Genomic DNA, 19,055 nt, shown 5'->3' with positions numbered 1-19,055 from the left:
GTGAATGGATATCTCTAATTCCGTGGATAGGCGCAATGAAATACTGGCGCTGATCCAGGCCAACGGCCGGGTTTACGTGAATGAGCTGGCGGATAAATTCCAGGTTTCGCAGGAAACCATTCGGCGCGATCTCAACAAGCTGGAAGATTATCGGCTGATCAAGAAGATCCACGGCGGTGCGGTCAGCAGCCAGTTCAAATTCGAGCATGAATTCAACGAACGGGCCAAAATCGCCGAGGCCGAGAAGCGCGCCATCGCGGAGAAAGCGGTGACGCTGATCCAGCCGGGTGATACGGTGTTCGTGGATTTCGGCTCTACCACGCTGGAGTTCGCCCGCCAGTTGGCGACCGTCGATCAGCTGACGGTCATCACCAATTCGCCGCTGATCGCCAACGTCTGTCTGGAAAATGACTCCATCGACGTGGTGCTGATCGGTGGGCAGTTCATCGGCTCCAAAATGGAGTGCCTGGGGGCGATCGCGCTGAATAACATCGAGGCGTTTTTCGCCGATTACGCCATCATCGGCGCCGGCGCGGTCAATGTGCAGACCGGGGTGATGGATCAAAACGTCAATGAGGCGGCCATCGCGCGCAAAATGATTGCGCAAAGCCGCAAATGCATCGTATTGGCGGACGAAAACAAGCTGCGTGGGCATGCGATGACGTTGGTGGCCAAATGGCCAGAGATCGATTATCTGGTGACCTCCGACAGCGGCAACGCGTTGGAGGGGTTGGTTTTCCCGGCCAACGTCAATGTGTTGGTCGCACAGGTATAAGCGGCGGCCCGTTTAACCGGAGGCGGGCCGCCGGGGCGTTACTTTTTCACCACCAGGCCCACGCCGCGGCCGCGCGGATCGGACGCGGTTTCCGGCGTGCGGCCATCGATGCGGATAGCCTGAATGTCCCCCATGTTCCAGCCCTGATCTTCGAGGGTGTAGCCCATGGCTTTCAGCTCTTCCGCCGGTTTGCCGGTCAGCGGCGCAAAGCTGTCATAGTACAGGGTGTCCTTCGGCAACAGCTGATGGTGCACGCGCTGGGCGGCCACCGCCTGCGCCAGCGGCAGATGGTAATCGTAGAGGTTGTTGATCACCTGGAAGATCGACGTGAAGATGCGCGATCCGCCCGGCGTGCCGAGCACCAGGCTGACCTCGCCATCGCGGGTGATGATGGTCGGGCTCATCGAGGAGAGCATGCGCTTGCCCGGCTCGATGGCGTTGGCGTCGCTGCCCACCACGCCGAAGGCATTGGCGACGCCGGGTTTGGCGCTGAAGTCGTCCATCTCGTCGTTGAGCAGGAAGCCGGCGCCTTTGACCACCACGCCGCTGCCGAAGTCCCAGTTGAGCGTATAGGTGTTGCTGACCGCATTGCCGGCGGCATCAACGATCGAGAAGTGGGTGGTTTGGTGGGCTTCCAGCCCTGGCCGCAGCTGTTCGGTCGGCGAGATCGCCGTCGGGTTGATTTCGGCGGCGCGTTTTTGCAGGTAGTCGGGGGCGATCAGCTGTGCTTCCGGCACCTTAGTGAAATCCGGGTCGCCGAGGTAGTCGGCGCGATCGGCGAACACGCGCTTTTCGATTTCCGCCAGCAGGTGGATATAGCGCGCCGAGTTCAGCGGCACACCTTTGAAGTCGGCGGCGCGATCTTCTTTTATCCCCAGCAGCTGCGCCAGCGCAATGCCGCCGGAGCTGGGCAGCGGGGCGGTATATACGGTGTTGCCGCGCCAGCTGATGCGCATCGGCTCACGCCATTTCACCCGATAGTCGGCCAAATCCGCCGCGCCGATCAGCCCGTTGTCGCGCTGCATTTGCGCCACCAGCAGGCGCGCGGTTTCGCCGTGATAAAAATCGTCGGCGCCCGACTTGGCGATGCGCTCGAGGGTGGCGGCCAGCTCCGGCTGTTTGAACACTGTGCCGGGCTTCATGGCGCCGAAATAGTCGCCAAAGTTGGTTTTACCGGCGAACAGCTTGTTGGCGTCTTCACGGTACTGATACTGCTGATCCGCCACGGTGAAACCTTGCCGGGCGTAGCCGATCGCCGGCGTCAGCAGTTCGGCCCACGGCAGTTTGCCGAAGCGCTTGTGGGCTTCCCACAGCCCCAGCACGGTGCCCGGCACGCCGGCGGCGCGGCTGCCCACCAGGCTGAGATTTTCGATCACTTCACCTTTCTCGTTCAGGTATAGGGTTTTGCTGGCGGCCTTGGGGGCCACTTCGCGGTAGTCGAGGAAATAGGGTTTGCCGTCGATATACAGCGTCATAAAGCCGCCGCCGCCGATATTGCCGGCTTCAGGGTAGGTGACCGCCAGGGTAAAGGCGGTGGCGACCGCCGCGTCGACCGCGTTGCCGCCGGCCTGCAGAATGTGCGCGGCGACTTTTGCGCCATACTGATCCGGGGCGGCGACCGCGCCGGCGGTCAGATCGGCGGCAAAGGCGGTGGGAACGGTGCAGGCCAGGGCCACGCTCAGAGCTATCGTTTTCAATAAACCGGCAGACATAGAAGATCCTTTTAGCGATTTTCAGTTATCAGGTGAATTCAACTAATTATTTTGAAACAGCAGGTTAGCGCGTTTTCTTCGGGCTGTTGCGGCGCTTTATTGAAGGTAGCAGCGGTCAGGCGGGGCCGCCTGACCAGAGTAGCGAATCGTGACGTGGCGCGTTATGCGCCGGCGGGCAACGCCGACTGCAGCCATTGGCAGAAGTGCCGGGCGAGCGGGTTGTGTTCGCTGTCGCGGTGCAGCAGCCACCCCCAGTTGGCGCCGCGCACGCGTTGCTCGGTTAACGGTTGCAGCAGCCCGGCGTCGCGCGCGTGCTGCGCCAGCAGTTGGCTGACCAACGCGATGCCGAGGCCATTGCAGGCGGCGTCCAGCAGCAGACCGGGATCGGAGAAGTTCAGCCCGCTATCGCGCTGGCCGACGTGCGCACCGCCCGCCACCGTCCAGTGGCTCCAGTCCATCTCCCGTTCGCCGTGCAGGGTCACGCGCTGCTCCGCCGCCAGCGCCAGCAGGCTGGGGTGGCAGGCGGGATAGAGCCGGTCGCTGCAGAGCACGTTAAAGCTGCAGTCCGCCTGCGCGCTGAGATCGTCGCGGATCGCCAGATCGATACTGTCCGTCGCCATATTCGGCGGTTCAAAGCTGGTGAACAGCCACAGGTCGACCTGCGGATGCTGCCGATTGAAGTCGCCCAGCCGCGGCATCAGCCAGTGCCGGGCGAAAGCCGGAGTGGTGTTGACGATCAGCTGATTGGGTTTGCGGTACTGATCCAAACGGCGAATGCCGACCGCCAGCTGTTGCAGCATCACCTGCGCGGTGCTGAACAGATCGTGGCCGGCGTCGGTCAGCGCCACGCTGCGGCCGGTGCGGAAGAACAGCGGCTGCTCCAGAAACGCTTCGAGGCTGCGGATCTGCTGGCTGATGGCCGATTGGGTAAGGTGCAGCTCTTCGGCAGCCTGATGAAAACTGCCCAGGCGCGCTGCCGCTTCGAAGCCGCGTAGCGCGCTCAAGGGGGGCCAGTGTTTTAACATTATCGATAAGCCTGTCTAATCAGATATCCACTAAATATATCGTTTGTTGCGGTGGCAGGGGAAGACTAGCATAAATTCAACCGCATAACCGTGATTTATTCGGTTAACTTTTTGAATTATAAATGATTAAAAGAGGTCTTTAATGTCAACTCGCCGCGTGTTTATTAAACAGCTTTCCGCCGTCGCAGGAGTCGGTCTGACGGCCTCGCTGGGTGTTTCGTTACACGGTCACGCAGAAGCTGCGCTTAATCCGGCCTGGCGGATGCCTGACGAAGGGGAACCGCAGCAGCGGGCATTTCTCGCCTTCGGCGCGCAGCGGGCCATCTGGGGCGAATTCACGGCGGATGTGCAGGCGGCGCAGGGCCGTATCGCCCGCGCCATCGCCGAGTTTCAGCCGGTGACGGTATTTTGCAGCGAGCATGAACGGCAATTGGCCGAGGCCACCTGCGGCAGTCACAACGTCAGCTATGTCGTCACCGAGCTGGATGACATCTGGGTGCGCGATTTCGGCGCCAATTTCGTCGTCAACGGCGCCGGCGAACTCGGGGCGGTGGATTTCAACTTCAACGGCTGGGGCAATAAGCAGCGGCATGCCAAGGATGCGCGCCTGGCGGCGTTTGCCGCCAACCGCTACGGTGCCGCCCAACTGCGCCGCAGCGCACTGATAGGCGAAGGCGGCGGTATCGAAGTGGACGGGCACGGCACCGGCATCATGACCGAAAGCAGCTGGGTGAATGCAAACCGTAATCCGGGCTGGAGCCGGGACCGGGTGGAGCAGGAGCTGAAAGCGATGCTCGGCCTGCGCAAAATTATCTGGCTGCCGGGCATTAAAGGCCGGGACATCACCGACGCCCACGTCGATTTTTACGCCCGCTTCGTGCGGCCGGGCGTGGTGGTGGCCAATCTGGACACCGATCCGGCCTCTTATGACCATGCGGTTACCCAGCAACATCTGGCGATCCTCAAGGCGGCGACCGACGCCGACGGCCGCCGGCTGCAGGTGCATACGCTTTCGCCGCCGCTGGCGCCGCGTGACAGCCGATTCAGCCGCAACAATCCGGATTTTGCGGCGGGCTACATCAACTATTTCGTCATCAACGGCGCGGTGATCGCCCCGGAGTTTGGCGACCCGCAGGCGGACCGGGCGGCGCTTGAGCTGCTGACGGCGCTCTATCCGCAGCGCAAGGTGGTGCAGCTGGAGATCGACGCCATCGCGGCCGGCGGCGGCGGCATTCACTGCGCAACCAACCAACTGCCGGTGCATGGCAGGTCACGCTGAATAGGGCGCTTCGCGCCCGGTGGCTAACGCGCCGGGCCGATGCCGTAACGCAGCAGGGCGACGGCGTGGCGGGCGATATCTTCGGCGTTCAGCTGGCCTTTATCCCGTTCGCGCCGCCATTTCGGCGCGGTGGCCAGCGGCAGCAACGTGATGCCGAACAGCGTGAAGAACAGCAGGGAAGGCTCGAGATCGGGATTGAGTTTACCCTGCGCCTGCCAGCGCGCGATGGATTGTAGCGCGATTTGGCGGCGCTCATCGCCGAACCGTTCATCCATGCGCTGTTTCAGCACGCCGCTTTCACTCATGACCTCCCGCAGCCACAGCGGGGCGAACCAGGGGTGTTCCAACGCGATGTCGATAAAACGTTGCGTCAGCAGGGTGAAGGCGGTGACGGGATCGTCCGCGTTGGCGTCGAACACCTCGCCGGCCATTTTGCGCACCGGCAGAAAGCGCTCCGCGATCAGTACGTCCAGCAGCTGATCGCGGTTATGAAAGTAGTAGTGCAGCATGGCCGGGGTGACGTTTGCCTCGCGCGCAATGGCGTTCAACGAGGTGTCTACGATCCCCTGGCGGGCAAACAGGTTCAGTGCGGTATCAAGCAAATGCTCGCGTTTGTCCGCCCCTTTGGCGCCGCCGCTCGGCCGGCCGGGGCGGCGAGGCTTGGCGGGAGTTTGAACGTTTCGTGCTGTCATCGCGGTGAGATCCATTGACCGGAGAAAAGGATGACTCATATATTAATTATGCGATTAATTAATTACAAGTGAACTGACTCCGATGGAGATTGAAAACCCGACAACCCGGCCCGATCACAGCGGGGCGCCAGCCAAGGCGCCTTCGCTCACGTTGCTGTTTTCCGCGTTGCTGCTGGTGATGCTGCTGGCGGCGCTGGATCAAACCATTGTCTCCACCGCGCTGCCGACCATCGTCGGCGAGTTTGGTGGGCTTGAGAAACTGTCGTGGGTGGTGACGGCCTATCTGCTGTCTTCCACTATCGTAGTGCCGCTGTACGGCAAATTCGGCGATCTCTTCGGCCGCAAGATTGTGCTGCAAATCGCTATTGTGCTGTTTTTGCTTGGGTCGGTACTGTGTGGGCTGGCGCAAAACATGACGCAGCTGATTCTGATGCGCGCGCTGCAAGGGTTGGGCGGCGGCGGGCTGTTGGTGGTCACCCTGGCGGTGGTCGGCGACGTGATCCCGCCGGCGGAACGCGGCCGTTATCAGGGGCTGTTCGGCGGGGTATTCGGCTTGGCCACGGTGGTGGGGCCGCTGATCGGCGGCCTGCTGGTGCAGCATTTTTCCTGGCGCTGGATTTTCTACATCAATCTGCCGCTGGGCCTGTTCGCCCTGCTGGTGATTGGCGCGGTGTTTCAGTCGCAGGTCAATCGAGTGCGGCATGAAATCGACTTCCTCGGCGCCGGTTATCTGGCGATGGCGCTCACCTGCATCATCCTGTTCACCAGCCAGGGCGGCACGGTCATGGCCTGGTCGGACGGCCAGCTGTGGTGCATTCTGGCCTTTGGCCTGGTGTCGCTGGGCGGCTTTATCTATGAGGAACGGCTGGCCGGTGAACCGATCATTCCCCTTGGGCTGTTTCGCAACCGCACCTTTGTGCTGTGCGGCCTGATCGGCTTTATCGTCGGCATGTCGCTGTTCGGCTCCGTGACTTTCCTGCCGCTGTATCTGCAGGTGGTGAAAGGCTCGACGCCATCGCAGGCCGGGATGCAGCTGCTGCCGTTGATGGGCGGCATTATGGTCAGCTCGATCATCAGCGGCCGGATCATCAGCAAACGCGGTAAATACCGGCTGTTTCCGATCGTCGGCACCCTGTGCGCATTAGGGGCGATGACGTTGCTCGGCACCCTGACCAATAACACGCCGGTGCAGCATCTGTACCTGTACATTTGCCTGCTGGGGTTGGGGCTGGGCATGGTGATGCAAGTGATGATCCTGACGGCGCAAAACAGCGTGGAGCCCCGGCATATGGGGGTCGCGACCTCGAGCGCCACGCTGTTCCGCTCTATCGGCGGTTCGATAGGCGTAGCGGTGTTCGGGGCGATTTTCACGCAGGTACTGCACACCCGTTTGGCGGCGCTGTTGCCGGAAGGCGCGCAGCTGCCGCGCGCGCTCGGTGCAGAAGCGGTGCACCATCTGCCGGCGGCGCTGCAGCAGGATTACCTGCAGGCCTTCGGCGGGGCGATCCATTCGGTGTATCAAATTGCCGCCGGGGTGATGGCGTTGGCTTTTGCGCTGACCTGGCTCTTGAAAGACGTGCCGCTGCGGCACAAATAATCCCGACGCCGGCCGCTCCGGCCGGCGCTGCCCGACGAACTTTTACCGCATCCTTACGCAACCCTTTCAGAAGCGCATTCCGGCATTCGATATATTGAGAATAGTCATTCTCAACAGGATCGTATTGCAATGCAGAGGAAAACGCTTTTGGTGCTTGGGCTGTCGCTGTTGCTGGCCGCCTGCGATGGGCAAAACGCCGGTGCGCCAGCCGGCGCGGGCGCAGAACAGGAGGTCGGCGTGGTCACGCTGCGCGGCCAGTCAGTGACCCTGAGCAGCGAGCTGACCGGCCGGGTCAACGCAACCATGACCTCCGACGTGCGGCCACAGGTCGACGGCATCATCAAGCAGCGGTTATTTACCGAAGGGGCTGAGGTGAAAGCCGGGCAGGTATTGTATCAAATTGACCCTGCCAGCTATCAGGCCAGCTACGATCAGGCCGCCGCCCAGCTGAAAAACGCCCAGGCCACGGTGCAATCCACCCGGCTCAAATCGCAGCGCTATGCGGCGCTGGTGAAAGAGAACGGCGTTTCTCAACAGGATGCGGACGATGCCAAAGCCGCCTATCTGGCGGCCGTGGCGTCGGTGGCCCAGTATCAGGCGGCGCTGGAGACGGCGCGCATCAACCTCGCCTATACCCAGGTGCGGGCGCCGATCGCCGGGCGTATCGGCATCTCGTCGGTGACGCCGGGCGCGCTGGTCACCGCCAGCCAGAGCGATGCGTTAGCCACCATCCGCGCGCTCGACCCGATCTATGTCGATCTGACCCAGTCCAGCGCCCAGCTGCTTAAACTGCGGCGCCAGCAGGCGGCGTTACAGCGCGGCGCGGTCACGCCGGTCGCCATCAAGCTGGAGGACGGTACGCCTTATGCCCATGCCGGCAAGCTCGAGCTGACCGAAGTCGCGGTGGACGAAGCCACCGGTTCGGTCACGCTGCGCGCGGTGTTCCCCAACCCCGAACATGAGCTGCTGCCCGGCATGTATGTCCACGCCACGGTGGATAACGGCGTCGATCCCAAAGCGATTCTGGCGCCGCAGCAGGGCATAACCCGCAACGCCAAAGGGGAAGCCACCGCGTTGGTGGTGGACGAACAGAACAAAGTGGCGCAGCGCACCGTCAGCGCCGAACGGGTGGTGGGCAGCAATTGGCTGATCGGCAGCGGCCTGAACGAAGGCGATCGCCTGATCGTCGAAGGCACCAGCAAGGTCACGATCGGCGCCGCGGTGAAGCCGGTTGAGGTTTCGGTCGACAAAACCCAACGCGGGGAGCAGTGATATGGCGCAGTTCTTTATCCGGCGGCCGGTATTCGCCTGGGTGATCGCCATCATCATCATGCTGTGCGGCCTGATGTCGATCAATTCGTTGCCCGTTTCGCAGTACCCGGACGTCTCACCGCCGCAGATTTCCATCTCCGCCACCTACCCGGGCGCAGACGCGGAAACGTTGGAAAACAGCGTCACGCAGGTGATTGAGCAGCAGCTCACCGGCCTGGACGGCCTGCTGTATTTTTCTTCGACCAGCAGCTCCAGCGGCTCGGTCAGTATCAACGTCACCTTTGATCAGGGCACCGATCCGGATATCGCTCAGGTGCAGGTGCAAAACAAGGTGCAGCAGGCGGAAAGCCGTTTGCCGAGCGCGGTTACCGCGCAGGGCGTGACGGTCAAGAAATCCCAGAGCAGCTTCCTGCTGATCGTCGGGCTGTATGACGAAAGCGACAAGGCGACGATGGCCGATATCTCCGACTATCTGGTCAGCAACCTGCAGGATCCGCTGTCGCGCATCGAGGGCGTGGGGGACGTGCAGGTGTTCGGCTCGGAATATGCGATGCGTATCTGGCTGGATCCGACCAAGCTGGCGAGCTATGCGTTGATGCCTTCCGACGTGCAGACGGCGATCGAAGCGCAAAACACCCAGGTGTCCGCTGGCAAGGTAGGCGATCTGCCGGCCGCCGCCGATCAGCAGCTGACCGCCACGGTAAAGGCGCAGTCGCGGCTGCAAACGCCGGAACAGTTTCGCAATATCATCCTGAAAAGCGACAGCAGCGGCGCGCTGGTGCGGCTGGGCGACGTGGCGCGAATTGAGCTGGGCAACGAGGACTACTCCGCCAGCGCACACCTCAACGGCCACCCGGCGGCGGGGATCGCGGTCAAGCTGGCGGCGGGCGCCAACGCCCTCAACACCGCCAAGCTGGTGAAGGCCAAGGTGGCGGAATACCAAAGTGCGATGCCGCAGGGCTACAAGGTGGCCTACCCGAAAGACAGCACCGACTTTATCAATATCTCGATCGAGGAGGTGGTGAAAACGCTGTTCGAAGCGGTGGCGTTAGTGGTGGTGGTGATGTTCGTATTCCTGCAAAACCTGCGCACCACGCTGATCCCGACCATCACCGTGCCGGTAGTGTTGCTGGGCACCTTCGGCGTGCTGGCGGCGTTCGGCTATTCAATCAATACCCTGACGCTGTTCGGCATGGTGTTGGCGATCGGGCTGTTGGTGGACGACGCCATCGTGGTGGTGGAAAACGTCGAACGCGTGATGCGGGAGGATAAGCTGCCGCCGCGCGAGGCGACGGAGAAATCGATGCGTGAAATCACCGGCGCATTGGTCGGCATCGCGCTGGTGCTGTCGGCGGTGTTTCTGCCGATGGCGTTCTTCGGCGGCTCCACCGGCGTGATCTATCGCCAGTTTTCAATCACCGTCGTCTCCTCGATGGTGCTGTCGGTGGTGCTGGCGTTGACGCTGGCGCCGGCATTGTGCGCCACGCTGCTGAAACCGGCGCACGATGCGCAGACCGATAAAGGCTTACTGGGCAAATTCAACCGCGGCTATGACCGGCTGCAGGAGAAGTACGCCGACAAGGTCGGTGGGGTAATCCACCGGCCGACGCGCTTTCTGCTGCTGTACGGCCTGCTGTTGATCGCCGCGGCCGTGATGTACCTGCGTTTGCCGACCGGCTTTCTGCCCAACGAGGATCAGGGCACGGTGATGGTGCAGTACACCTTGCCGGCGGGTGCCACCAACGCGCGCACCTCGGCGGTGAGCGAAGCGGTGACCGCCTATTTCCTCGACCAGGAAAAGGCCAACGTCAGCACCATTTTCACCATCAACGGTTTCGGCTTCAGCGGCAGCGGGCAAAACGCCGGCATGGCGTTCGTCAGCCTCAAAGACTGGAGCCAGCGCAGCGGCAGCGCGAACACCGCCGACGCCATCGCCAAACGCGCCATGGCGCACTTCGCCTCGCTGCGCGACGCCCAGGTCTTCTCCATGAGCCCACCGGCGATCGACGGTTTCGGCCAGTCCGACGGCTTCACCTTCGAGCTACAGGCCAAAGGGGCGACCACCCGCGCCGAGCTGCAGGCGATGCGCGACCAGATCGTTGCCGCTGCCGGCAACAACCCGGCGCTGCTGGCGGTGCGCGCCAACACCTTGCCGGACACCCCACAGCTGCAGGTGGAGATCGACAACGGCAAGCTGCAGGCGCTCGGCCTGAGCGCCGCCGACGTCAACAGCACCCTCAGCAGCGCGTTCGGCAGCACCTACGTCAACGACTTTATCGATCGCAACCGGGTGAAAAAAGTCTATATGCAGGGCGATGTGCAGTACCGCGCCAAGCCGGAAGATCTCGACCGCTGGTTTGTGCGCGGCACCAACGCGTCGGGCGCCAGCAGCATGACGCCGTTCTCCGCCTTTGCGTCTTCGCACTGGATCTACGGGCCGGAAAATCTGTCGCGCTATAACGGGCTGTCGTCGTTCGAGATCACCGGGCAGGGTGCCGCCGGCGTCAGCTCCGGTACGGCGATGAGCGAGATGGAGAAACTGGCGGCAACATTCTCCGCCGGCAGCAGCTATTCCTGGAGCGGGCTGTCCTATCAGGAGCGGCTGACCAGCGGCCAGGCGTCGTCGCTGTACGCCATTTCGCTCATCGTGGTGTTCCTGTGCCTGGCGGCGCTGTATGAGAGCTGGTCGATTCCGTTCGCGGTGATGTTGGTGGTGCCGATGGGCGTGGTGGGATCGCTGCTGGCGATCACGCTACGCGGGCTGGAAAACGACATCTACTTCCAGGTGGCGCTGCTCACCATCATCGGCCTGTCGGCGAAGAACGCCATTTTGATCGTCGAGTTCGCCGAGGAGATGCATCAGCGCGGTGAAACGCTGATTGGCGCGGCGGTCCACGCGGCGCGCATGCGCCTGCGGCCGATCCTGATGACCTCGCTGGCGTTTACCGCCGGGGTGCTGCCGCTGGCGGTATCCAGCGGCGCCGGCGCCAACAGCCGCATCGCCATCGGTACCGGCATCATCGGCGGCACCATCACCGCCACCGCATTGGCCATCTTTTTCGTCCCGCTGTTTTATGTGTTGGTGCGCCGCATGTTTACCCGTCGGCCCGCCAACCCGCCGTCACAGGCAGGAGAATAACGTGTTGCAACGAGTCATGATGTTAACTTTACCGCTGCTGCTGACCGGCTGTCTGTCGCTGGATCCGCACTACCAGCGCCCGGCGGCGCCGGTGCCCGCCAACCTGCCGCAGGGCGAGGCCGGCGGCAACCAGGCGCTGAGCTACCCGGACGTCGCCTGGCGCGACTATGTCCAGGACGCCCGGCTGCGCCAGGTGGTGGCGCTGGGGCTGAACAGCAGCCGCGATCTGCGGGAGGCGATCGCCAATATCGCGTCGGCGCGCGCCCTGTACGGCGAGCAGCGTTCGGCGCTGTTCCCGACAATCAATGCCACCGCCGACGGCAGCCGCGGGCGGGCGCTGACTGGCAGCGGCAACGCCACCGCGCTGAGCCAAAGCTACGAAGCCGCGGCCGGCGTCAGCGCATTCGAGTGGGATCTGTTCGGCAAGAACGCCAGCCTGTCGCGCGCGGCGTTCGAAACCTATCTGGCGAACTCGGAGGCGGCGAAAAGCACCCGTCTGACGCTGATCGCCGATATCGTCACCGACTGGGTGGCGGTGGCGGCCGAGCGCAGCAATCTGGCGGTGGCGCAGCAGACGATGGCGAGCGCCAAACGGTCGCTGGACGTCACGCGCAACAATCAGCAGCACGGGATTGCGTCGCTAGTTGACGTGGCGTCGGCGGAAACCGTCTATCAGCAGGCGCGATCGGACGCCGCCAGCTACGCCACCAGCGCCGCGCAGGCGAAAAACGCGCTGGATTTGGCGGTAGGGCAAAGCGTGCCGGAAAACCTGCTGCCGAGCGGCATCGAGGCGCTGGGCGGGATCATGCGCGATCTGCCGGCCGGCGTCTCTTCGCAAGTGTTGCTGAAGCGGCCGGACGTGCTGCAGGCCGAGCATAACCTGAAATCTGCTAACGCCAATATCGGCTCGGCGCGGGCGGCGTTCTTCCCGTCGATCAGCCTGACCGCCAGCGGCGGCGTGGGCAGCGGTGAACTCTCCTCGTTGTTCAGCCACGGCGCCGGCGTCTGGTCGTTCGCACCGAGCATCAGCCTGCCGATCTTCAGCGGCGGCTATAATACGGCTCAGCTCAACTACACCCAGGCGCAGAAAGACCTTTATGTCGCCACCTATGAGAAAGCGGTGCAGACGGCATTTCAGGAAACCGCCGACGCGCTGGCGCGCAAAGCCACGCTGCAGGAACAGCTGGCGGCGCAAACCGGCTATGTGGCGGCGGCGCAGCAATATTATCGCCTGGCCGAGCTGCGTTACCGCCAGGGCGTGGACAGCTACCTGACGCTGCTGGACGCGCAGCGCACGCTGTACACGGCGCAACAGGCGCTGATCGCCGCGCAGCAGACCGCGTACGACAATCAGGCCACCCTGTATAAAGTGTTGGGCGGCGGCGTTACCGCCGAGCGGCAGGGGGATGGCGTCCTCGCCGACAAGGCGACGCTCAGCCGCTAACCGTCGACTGCGCGCGCCAGGCATTTGGCTGCGCGCGGTTTTTTTATGGAAAGTGTAAAGAAACAGAAAACCCGGCCGGCGGCCAGAACTCGCCGCGGTGAGCAGAGTCAGACAGAGAACCGCATTCATCTTTTACTCATACCGGCTCGAGGTCGTCATGGCAGAAGACATTCAGCAACAGGTCATCGCGCTTATCGCCGCCTTCAACGCATCAGGGCGGCTGAAGAAGGGCGTGGCCATCACCCCGGAAACCGAGATCAACACCGCGCTCAACCTGTCGTTCAGCGATTCCAATACGCTGATGCGCCGCTACTTCGATACCTTCGGCGTCGACAGCGGCAACTACAACCACGAACTGTATTTCCAGCCGCCGACCAACACCGGACGCTGGTTTTCCCCCTCCGCGTGCAAAGAGCATCCCCGGCCGCTGTGCGTGTCGATGCTGGTGCGTTCCGCGCGCGCCAAGCGCTGGCTGTACGACATCCACTTCCTGATCGAACAGCTCCGCTAGCGCTGCGTTACTGCTCCAACACCTCGGCGAACTTCGCCAGCCACTGCGGATGCGCCGGCCAGGCCGGGGCGGTGACCAGATTGCCGTCGACGTGCGCCTGATCGATGCCGATCTCCGCATAATGGCCGCCGCCCAGCCGCACTTCCGGCGCGCAGGCCGGGTAGGCGCTGCAGGTGCGGCCTTTCAACACCCCGGCCGCCGCCAGCAGCTGCGGGCCGTGGCAAACGGCGGCGATCGGTTTTTTCGCGGCGTCAAACGCCTGCACCAGCGCGATCACGTCGGGGTTCAGACGCAGGTATTCCGGCGCCCGGCCACCGGGGATCAAGAGCGCATCGTAGTGCTCTTCTTTGGCGGCGGCGAAGTCGGCATTTAAGGTAAAACGGTGGCCGGGTTTCTCGCTGTAGGTCTGCGCCCCGTCAAAGTCGTGGATTGCGGTTTGGATGTAATCGCCGACGGCTTTGCCGGGGCACACGGCGTCCACCCAATGGCCGATCATCTGCAATGCCTGAAACGGCACCATGGTTTCGTAATCTTCGGCGTAGTCGCCGACCAGCATCAGGATCTTTTTCTTGCTCATGATCACAACTCCTGCGGGATAGGGATTGCCTAAGGTATAGCCCAGCGCCCCTGGGAATGCGAACCGCAAAGCGCCTATCTATACTCGTGATACTGCGGCGCTTTTCTCGCCGCTCAACCCCAGGGAGGATCCCCGATGCTGAATCTGGCTACCTTGCTTGAAGAGAGTGCGCGCACCTGGCCGGAGCGGCCGGCGGTGATACAGGACGACAACCCGCTCAGCTATCGGGCGCTTAACGAAATGGCCAATCGGGTGGCGAATTTGTTGGCCGCGCGCGGCGTGCGGCCCGGTGAACGGGTGGCGCTGGCCTGCCCGAACCGGCCGGAGTTTCCGGCTATCTATTACGGCATTCTCAAAAGCGGCGCTGTGGTGGTGCCGCTGAATATTCTGCTTAAAAGCGCAGAGTTCGACTATTACCTGGCGGATTCGGCGGCGGTGGCGCTGTTTTGTTTCGAGGGCAGCAGCGGCCTGCCGCTGGGGGAGGAAGCGCTGCGGGCGGCGGCGAAGGCGGAGCAGTGCCGTGAGGTGTTTATCATCGGCGATCGGTTGCCGCTCGAGGGGGAACGTTTCAGCGCGGCGATAGCCGAGCAGGCTACCGAATTCGCTTCGGCGACGACGATCGAAAGCGACACCGCAGTAGTGTTGTATACCAGCGGCACCACCGGCCGCGCCAAAGGGGCGGAGTTGACTCACGCCAATCTGGTGCTCAACGCCTTGGGATCGGTGCGGCTGTTCGACGGTTCGGAGACGGCCCCCGATCGTCACCTGGTGACCTTGCCGCTATTCCACACTTTTGGTTCGACGGTGCAGATGAACGCCGGTTTCGCTTCCGCCGCCACTCTGGTGCTGGTCGAACGCTTCGACGCCGCGCAGGCCATCGCGCTGATGCAACGGCACGGCATCACCTTTTTCGCCGGGGTGCCGACCATGTATTGGGCGCTGTTGAATGCACTGGATGAGCATACGGATATCGAGCGCTTGCGCAGCACGCTGCGTATGGCGGTGTCCGGCGGCGCCAGCCTGCCGGTGCAGATCCTGGAGGATTTCTCGCGCCGCTTCGGCGTCAACATTCTCGAAGGGTATGGGCTGTCGGAGACCAGCCCGGTCGCCACCTTTAACCATCCCCATCGGGTAACCAAACCCGGCACCATCGGCCAACCGATCTGGGGCGTGGAGGTGCGCCTGCTCGACGCCACCGGTCAGCCGGTCGACGGCATCGACCAGGTCGGGGAGATCGCGGTGCGCGGTTACAACATCATGAAAGGCTATCTGAACCGCCCTGAGGCGACGGCAGAGGTGCTGGAAAACGGCTGGTTCCGCACCGGTGACCTGGCGCGTCGCGATGCCGACGGCTTCTATTTCATCGTCGATCGGGCCAAGGACATGATCATCCGCGGCGGGTTCAACGTCTATCCGCGCGAGATTGAAGAGGCGCTGATTCGCCATCCGGCGGTGTCGTTGGTGGCGGTGATCGGCGTCGAGCACCCGTCGCTGGGCGAAGAGATCAAAGCGGTGGTGGTATTGAAAGAAACGGAAGAGCCGATCGAGGAGGAAACGCTGATCGCCTGGAGCCGGGAGCGGCTAGCGGCGTACAAGTATCCGCGTATCGTCGAGTTCGTCGAGCGTTTGCCGATGACCAGTACCGGTAAGGTGTTGAAGCGCTGTTTGCGCTGAGGAAAATCCGGCCTGCCGGGGCAGGCCGGGATACGGGCATCAACCTGGGTAGATGCCGCGCTCTTTACGTGCGGTCAGGATGCGCTCACAGGCCACGATGTAAGCCGCGGTGCGCAGGCTGCACTCTTTCTCGGCCGCCTTGTTCCAGACGTGGACCATGGCGTCGGTCATGATCTTGTCCATACGCTCGTTGATCTCGGACTCGCTCCAGAAGTAGCTCGCCATGTCCTGCACCCACTCGAAGTAACTGACCGTTACGCCGCCGGCGTTACAGATAACGTCCGGGACCACGGTGATGTTACGGGAACGCAGAATGTCGTCCGCTTCTGGGAAGGTTGGGCCGTTAGCGCCTTCCAGCACCAGCTTGGCGCTGAGGATTTCGGCGCGCTGACGGGTGATTTGGCCTTCCAGCGCCGCAGGGATCAGGATGTCCATGTCGACCGACCAGAACGCTTCGCTTTCGATCTCGTTGGCGCCAGGGAAGCCGGCGATCTGCTTATGCTTGGCCTGGTATTCGGTCAGCGCGGTCAGGTCGATGCCGTTGGCGTTGAACAGGGTGGCGGAGTGGTCCTGGATGGTGACGACGCGCGCGCCGACGCCAACGAACAGGCGAGCCGCTTCGCTGCCCACGTTACCGAAGCCTTGTACCGCCACTTTGGCGCCTTCGATCTGCACGCCCAGACGCTTGGCCACTTCGCTGCCGGTGACGAACACGCCGCGGCCGGTCGCTTTCTCACGGCCCAGGGAGCCGCCGAGGTGGATTGGTTTGCCGGTGACCACGCCGGTGATGGTGGTGCCGTGGTTCATGGAGTAGGTGTCCATCATCCAGGCCATCACTTTGGCGTTGGTGCCGACGTCCGGCGCAGGAATGTCTTTCTGTGGCCCGATGATGAAGCCGATTTCGCTGGTGTAGCGGCGGGTCAGTCGCTCCAGTTCACCTTCAGACAGTTTGAACGGGTCGACGCGGATGCCGCCCTTGGCGCCGCCGTACGGCAGGTTGACCGCGGCACACTTGATGGTCATCCAGGCGGACAGGGCCATCACTTCGTTCAGATCGACGTCAGGGTGGAAGCGGATACCGCCTTTGCCCGGCCCACGCGACAGGTTGTGCTGTACGCGGAAACCTTCGAAGTGACGGATGGTGCCATCGTCCATCTGCAGCGGGATATCGACAATCAAAGCGCGCTTAGGGTGACGCAGCGTATCAACCCAGCGTGACAGCTCGCCGAGGTAAGGGGCGACGCGATCGATTTGTTGCAGATATGTAGCCCAAGCGGTGGTGCTGCTGTCTGAAGCGTAGGATAGCTTTTCCATAACCAACCTTTATATATTAGAGGTATTTATTTCGTTTAACCGTGGATTAGCAAGCGCATAACACTTTGCGACGCTAAATTTACCACTAATTATGCCGGTTGTTAGCCCCCCTCTCATCGGGCCAGCGGACGGTTTTTCGCCGCCTGCAGGGCCGCAAATGAATAGTTAATTACTTTTCATCGACGCTGAGCGTGTGCATGCATACTTTATGCATATAAAGCGCATAAAAACCCTTTTTATCTATTTTTCAGAAGCTTGAATGTGATCAAAAAGTTTCATTTTATTTAACTGCTATGTTGACAATGGCTTTTCCCCTCGGCAGCGTTAAAATCCTGTTAAAACGCCGTCTGCCGCCACGTTTTGCGTGGGCGAAGAGGAGCCGGATTCGGGATTGTTTTAATGTGTTACGGCAGCGGAGAGGGTCTGAAACTGTGCTCACCTGAAACGGACGGGTGACAGCGAGCGGCCACCCGTTCAGGTTTTGCCAGTCAGCGTTAAAGAAGACCGCGCCGCCGTGGCGTGGTCATCCGGCACGCATTACGCGCCGGTATGCTGATAGCGTTTTAATTCCACCGGCTCAGCGCCGATACTCGCCAGATATTCTTTGACGGACGCCGGCGCGGAAGCCCGCGTAAATTGGTAGATGTTTTCATCCGCATCCAACAGCGTCTCCCATTTTACAATGTTCACCCAGCGAGGTTCATTGTCTACGCTGATGCCTGAGTCACGCGAAATGAACCCGTTCTGGTTTGAGATAAATTCCTCTTCTACACGCTTGTCCAATACGGCAAACGCTTCAGGGCTGAGTGAGGCCGGCAGTTTAAAACTTGAAACTTCAATAATGTAGCCGTTGGCGGAACAGTCCGCCCTGGATTCATGGTTCATAGTAAAAGTCCTTTAAATTAAATTGCTTATACAACTCAAATTAAGCTGCATCCTTATTGCCGTACTGCAAGTTAAATTTATTCTCGATGCCAGAAGGAAATAGTTAGGAATAGTCCGAATTGGCGTTTTTCTTTATGTAAAAGATGATGATTTTAATGGGATTTTTCTTGGATAAAGGAGTCCGCTAATCAATTCGCGATCGGCATGAAGTGAATAATTAAATAAAGGGGGGGGATTAATTTCATTGGCAAAGGTGCGGCCTTTAAATAACAAAACGGCATGTGAATAAAGTGACTTTAAATATTTCCCTTTCCTCTTTCGCCTGGCGGGGGTATTTTTCCGACGACCGGCAATGGCCAATTCTGATCCCGGATGTGAACACTAAGGGCGTTTGCAGCGCCGCCGTCGGCGCAGGGGGCGCAAACGCCATCCGCTCGGCAAGCGGTGGCAACTGCGGTATGCTAAGCGGCTGAACAGCAAACCAAACCGGGCTATACGGAGACCCCCAGCGTGCCGAACTCTTCTTCTCAACTCGAACTTTTGCGCTCGGTCGCCGACGGCATCGCGGCGCTGTTTTTCCCGAATGCGGAAGTGGTGATCCACGATCTGGCCACCAACAAGATTGCTTATCTGGCGAACAACCTGTCGAAGCGCAAACCGGGTGACGACGCCGGGCTGGACGACTTCGAGCTCGCCGGCGGCGCCGGCGTGACCGGCCCCTATGAGAAGCTGAACTGGGACGGCAAAAAGATGCGCTCGGTGAGCATCGCCGCGCGCGACGAGCAGGGCAAGCCCAGCTATCTGCTGTGCATCAACCTGAGCACCGCGATGTTCGAGGACGCCCGCAACGCGCTTGACATGTTCCTGTCGGTCACCCGGCTGCAGCCGCAGCCGCAAGCGCTGTTCAAAGATGACTGGCAGGAGAAGATCAACACCTTCCTACACGACTGGCTGCGGCGCGAAAACGCCGCGCTCGGTGCATTGAGCCGCGAACAGAAACGGCGGCTGGTCAGCGATCTCTATCATCAGGGGGCGTTCAAGGCCAAAAGCGCCGCGGACTACATCGCCAACGTGCTGTCGATGGGGCGCGCCACGGTGTACAAGCATTTGCGAGAGCTAAAGCAGGAGTAAAGGCGGCGGGAAAGGCGGAAGAAATGGG

Annotated in this window: 15 protein-coding genes; 9 read left to right on the top strand and 6 right to left on the bottom strand. The window is 61.6% G+C overall.

From position 1 onward, the window contains the following. Positions 1–4 precede the first annotated feature (4 nt). A complete protein-coding gene (locus tag ACJ8QI_RS08345; RefSeq protein ID WP_039566063.1) occupies positions 5–775 on the top strand; it encodes a DeoR/GlpR family DNA-binding transcription regulator in 771 nt (256 codons plus the stop codon). Positions 776–813: 38 nt separating this feature from the next. On the opposite strand, the gene ggt is transcribed toward ACJ8QI_RS08345, so the two are convergent. Both ggt and ACJ8QI_RS08335 read right to left on the bottom strand, forming a co-directional pair. Beyond that, a complete protein-coding gene (ggt, locus tag ACJ8QI_RS08340) occupies positions 814–2,487 on the bottom strand; it encodes a gamma-glutamyltransferase (RefSeq protein WP_442532350.1) in 1,674 nt (557 codons plus the stop codon). Positions 2,488–2,648: 161 nt separating this feature from the next. Next, positions 2,649–3,512, bottom strand: coding sequence for a LysR substrate-binding domain-containing protein (locus ACJ8QI_RS08335; protein WP_060418828.1), 864 nt, complete (start codon positions 3,510–3,512; stop codon positions 2,649–2,651). 142 nt (positions 3,513–3,654) lie between these two features. Here ACJ8QI_RS08335 and ACJ8QI_RS08330 point away from each other — a divergent pair, with 142 nt between their 5' ends. Beyond that, the gene (locus ACJ8QI_RS08330) at positions 3,655–4,791 is read left to right on the top strand and encodes an agmatine deiminase family protein (protein WP_442532349.1); all 1,137 of its coding nucleotides are present in this window, start codon (positions 3,655–3,657) and stop codon (positions 4,789–4,791) included. A 23-nt stretch (positions 4,792–4,814) separates the two neighbouring features. On the opposite strand, the gene ACJ8QI_RS08325 is transcribed toward ACJ8QI_RS08330, so the two are convergent. After that, positions 4,815–5,483, bottom strand: coding sequence for a TetR/AcrR family transcriptional regulator (locus tag ACJ8QI_RS08325; protein ID WP_442532348.1), 669 nt, complete (start codon positions 5,481–5,483; stop codon positions 4,815–4,817). Positions 5,484–5,565: 82 nt separating this feature from the next. On the opposite strand from ACJ8QI_RS08325, the gene ACJ8QI_RS08320 reads away from it, so the two are divergent. The 5 genes from ACJ8QI_RS08320 to ACJ8QI_RS08300 all read left to right on the top strand — a co-directional run bounded on the left by ACJ8QI_RS08320 (position 5,566) and on the right by ACJ8QI_RS08300 (position 13,446). Further along, positions 5,566–7,080, top strand: coding sequence for an MDR family MFS transporter (locus ACJ8QI_RS08320; RefSeq protein ID WP_442532347.1), 1,515 nt, complete (start codon positions 5,566–5,568; stop codon positions 7,078–7,080). A 129-nt stretch (positions 7,081–7,209) separates the two neighbouring features. Then, positions 7,210–8,352, top strand: coding sequence for an efflux RND transporter periplasmic adaptor subunit (locus ACJ8QI_RS08315; protein ID WP_060418836.1), 1,143 nt, complete (start codon positions 7,210–7,212; stop codon positions 8,350–8,352). A gap of 1 nt (position 8,353) precedes the next feature. Beyond that, on the top strand, positions 8,354–11,491 hold the full coding sequence (locus ACJ8QI_RS08310) for an efflux RND transporter permease subunit (protein ID WP_442532346.1): 3,138 nt from the start codon (positions 8,354–8,356) through the stop codon (positions 11,489–11,491). A gap of 1 nt (position 11,492) precedes the next feature. Continuing rightward, positions 11,493–12,935, top strand: a complete 1,443-nt coding sequence (locus ACJ8QI_RS08305; protein ID WP_060418841.1) for an efflux transporter outer membrane subunit — start codon at positions 11,493–11,495, stop codon at positions 12,933–12,935. Between the two features lie 157 nt (positions 12,936–13,092). Next, a complete protein-coding gene (locus ACJ8QI_RS08300) occupies positions 13,093–13,446 on the top strand; it encodes a DUF1493 family protein (protein WP_049200624.1) in 354 nt (117 codons plus the stop codon). A 7-nt stretch (positions 13,447–13,453) separates the two neighbouring features. Here ACJ8QI_RS08300 and ACJ8QI_RS08295 read toward each other — a convergent pair whose 3' ends face one another. After that, complete coding sequence (locus ACJ8QI_RS08295; protein ID WP_004937978.1) at positions 13,454–14,023, bottom strand: DJ-1/PfpI family protein; 570 nt, start codon at positions 14,021–14,023, stop codon at positions 13,454–13,456. 135 nt (positions 14,024–14,158) lie between these two features. Between ACJ8QI_RS08295 and ACJ8QI_RS08290 the strand changes: the two genes are divergently transcribed. After that, complete coding sequence (locus ACJ8QI_RS08290; protein WP_442532345.1) at positions 14,159–15,697, top strand: long-chain-fatty-acid--CoA ligase; 1,539 nt, start codon at positions 14,159–14,161, stop codon at positions 15,695–15,697. 39 nt (positions 15,698–15,736) lie between these two features. On the opposite strand, the gene ACJ8QI_RS08285 is transcribed toward ACJ8QI_RS08290, so the two are convergent. Next, complete coding sequence (locus ACJ8QI_RS08285) at positions 15,737–17,011, bottom strand: Glu/Leu/Phe/Val family dehydrogenase (RefSeq protein WP_442532344.1); 1,275 nt, start codon at positions 17,009–17,011, stop codon at positions 15,737–15,739. Between the two features lie 537 nt (positions 17,012–17,548). Then, positions 17,549–17,896, bottom strand: coding sequence for an antibiotic biosynthesis monooxygenase family protein (locus tag ACJ8QI_RS08280; protein WP_060418847.1), 348 nt, complete (start codon positions 17,894–17,896; stop codon positions 17,549–17,551). A 510-nt stretch (positions 17,897–18,406) separates the two neighbouring features. Between ACJ8QI_RS08280 and ACJ8QI_RS08275 the strand changes: the two genes are divergently transcribed. After that, positions 18,407–19,027: a helix-turn-helix transcriptional regulator gene (locus ACJ8QI_RS08275; protein ID WP_060418849.1), complete on the top strand. Its 621-nt coding sequence runs from the start codon at positions 18,407–18,409 to the stop codon at positions 19,025–19,027. The last annotated feature ends 28 nt before the right edge of the window (positions 19,028–19,055 follow it).

The sequence above is a fragment of the Serratia sp. CY84636 genome (assembly GCF_052166245.1).
Taxonomy (GTDB): domain Bacteria; phylum Pseudomonadota; class Gammaproteobacteria; order Enterobacterales; family Enterobacteriaceae; genus Serratia; species Serratia nevei.
The sequence above is the reverse complement of the archived record's forward strand: the minus strand, read 5'-3'. Positions and strand labels throughout refer to the sequence as shown.

What these genes read in the sequence shown, in the direction of transcription:
- ACJ8QI_RS08330 (WP_442532349.1), top strand. Translation starts at nt 3,655, where the DNA reads ATGTCAACTCGCCGCGTGTTTATTAAACAGCTTTCCGCCGTCGCAGGA.
- ACJ8QI_RS08345 (WP_039566063.1), top strand. Translation starts at nt 5, where the DNA reads ATGGATATCTCTAATTCCGTGGATAGGCGCAATGAAATACTGGCGCTG.
- ACJ8QI_RS08295 (WP_004937978.1), bottom strand. Translation starts at nt 14,023, where the DNA reads ATGAGCAAGAAAAAGATCCTGATGCTGGTCGGCGACTACGCCGAAGAT.
- ggt (WP_442532350.1), bottom strand. Translation starts at nt 2,487, where the DNA reads ATGTCTGCCGGTTTATTGAAAACGATAGCTCTGAGCGTGGCCCTGGCC.
- ACJ8QI_RS08315 (WP_060418836.1), top strand. Translation starts at nt 7,210, where the DNA reads ATGCAGAGGAAAACGCTTTTGGTGCTTGGGCTGTCGCTGTTGCTGGCC.
- ACJ8QI_RS08290 (WP_442532345.1), top strand. Translation starts at nt 14,159, where the DNA reads ATGCTGAATCTGGCTACCTTGCTTGAAGAGAGTGCGCGCACCTGGCCG.
- ACJ8QI_RS08335 (WP_060418828.1), bottom strand. Translation starts at nt 3,512, where the DNA reads ATGTTAAAACACTGGCCCCCCTTGAGCGCGCTACGCGGCTTCGAAGCG.
- ACJ8QI_RS08285 (WP_442532344.1), bottom strand. Translation starts at nt 17,011, where the DNA reads ATGGAAAAGCTATCCTACGCTTCAGACAGCAGCACCACCGCTTGGGCT.
- ACJ8QI_RS08310 (WP_442532346.1), top strand. Translation starts at nt 8,354, where the DNA reads ATGGCGCAGTTCTTTATCCGGCGGCCGGTATTCGCCTGGGTGATCGCC.
- ACJ8QI_RS08280 (WP_060418847.1), bottom strand. Translation starts at nt 17,896, where the DNA reads ATGAACCATGAATCCAGGGCGGACTGTTCCGCCAACGGCTACATTATT.
- ACJ8QI_RS08320 (WP_442532347.1), top strand. Translation starts at nt 5,566, where the DNA reads ATGGAGATTGAAAACCCGACAACCCGGCCCGATCACAGCGGGGCGCCA.
- ACJ8QI_RS08325 (WP_442532348.1), bottom strand. Translation starts at nt 5,483, where the DNA reads ATGACAGCACGAAACGTTCAAACTCCCGCCAAGCCTCGCCGCCCCGGC.
- ACJ8QI_RS08300 (WP_049200624.1), top strand. Translation starts at nt 13,093, where the DNA reads ATGGCAGAAGACATTCAGCAACAGGTCATCGCGCTTATCGCCGCCTTC.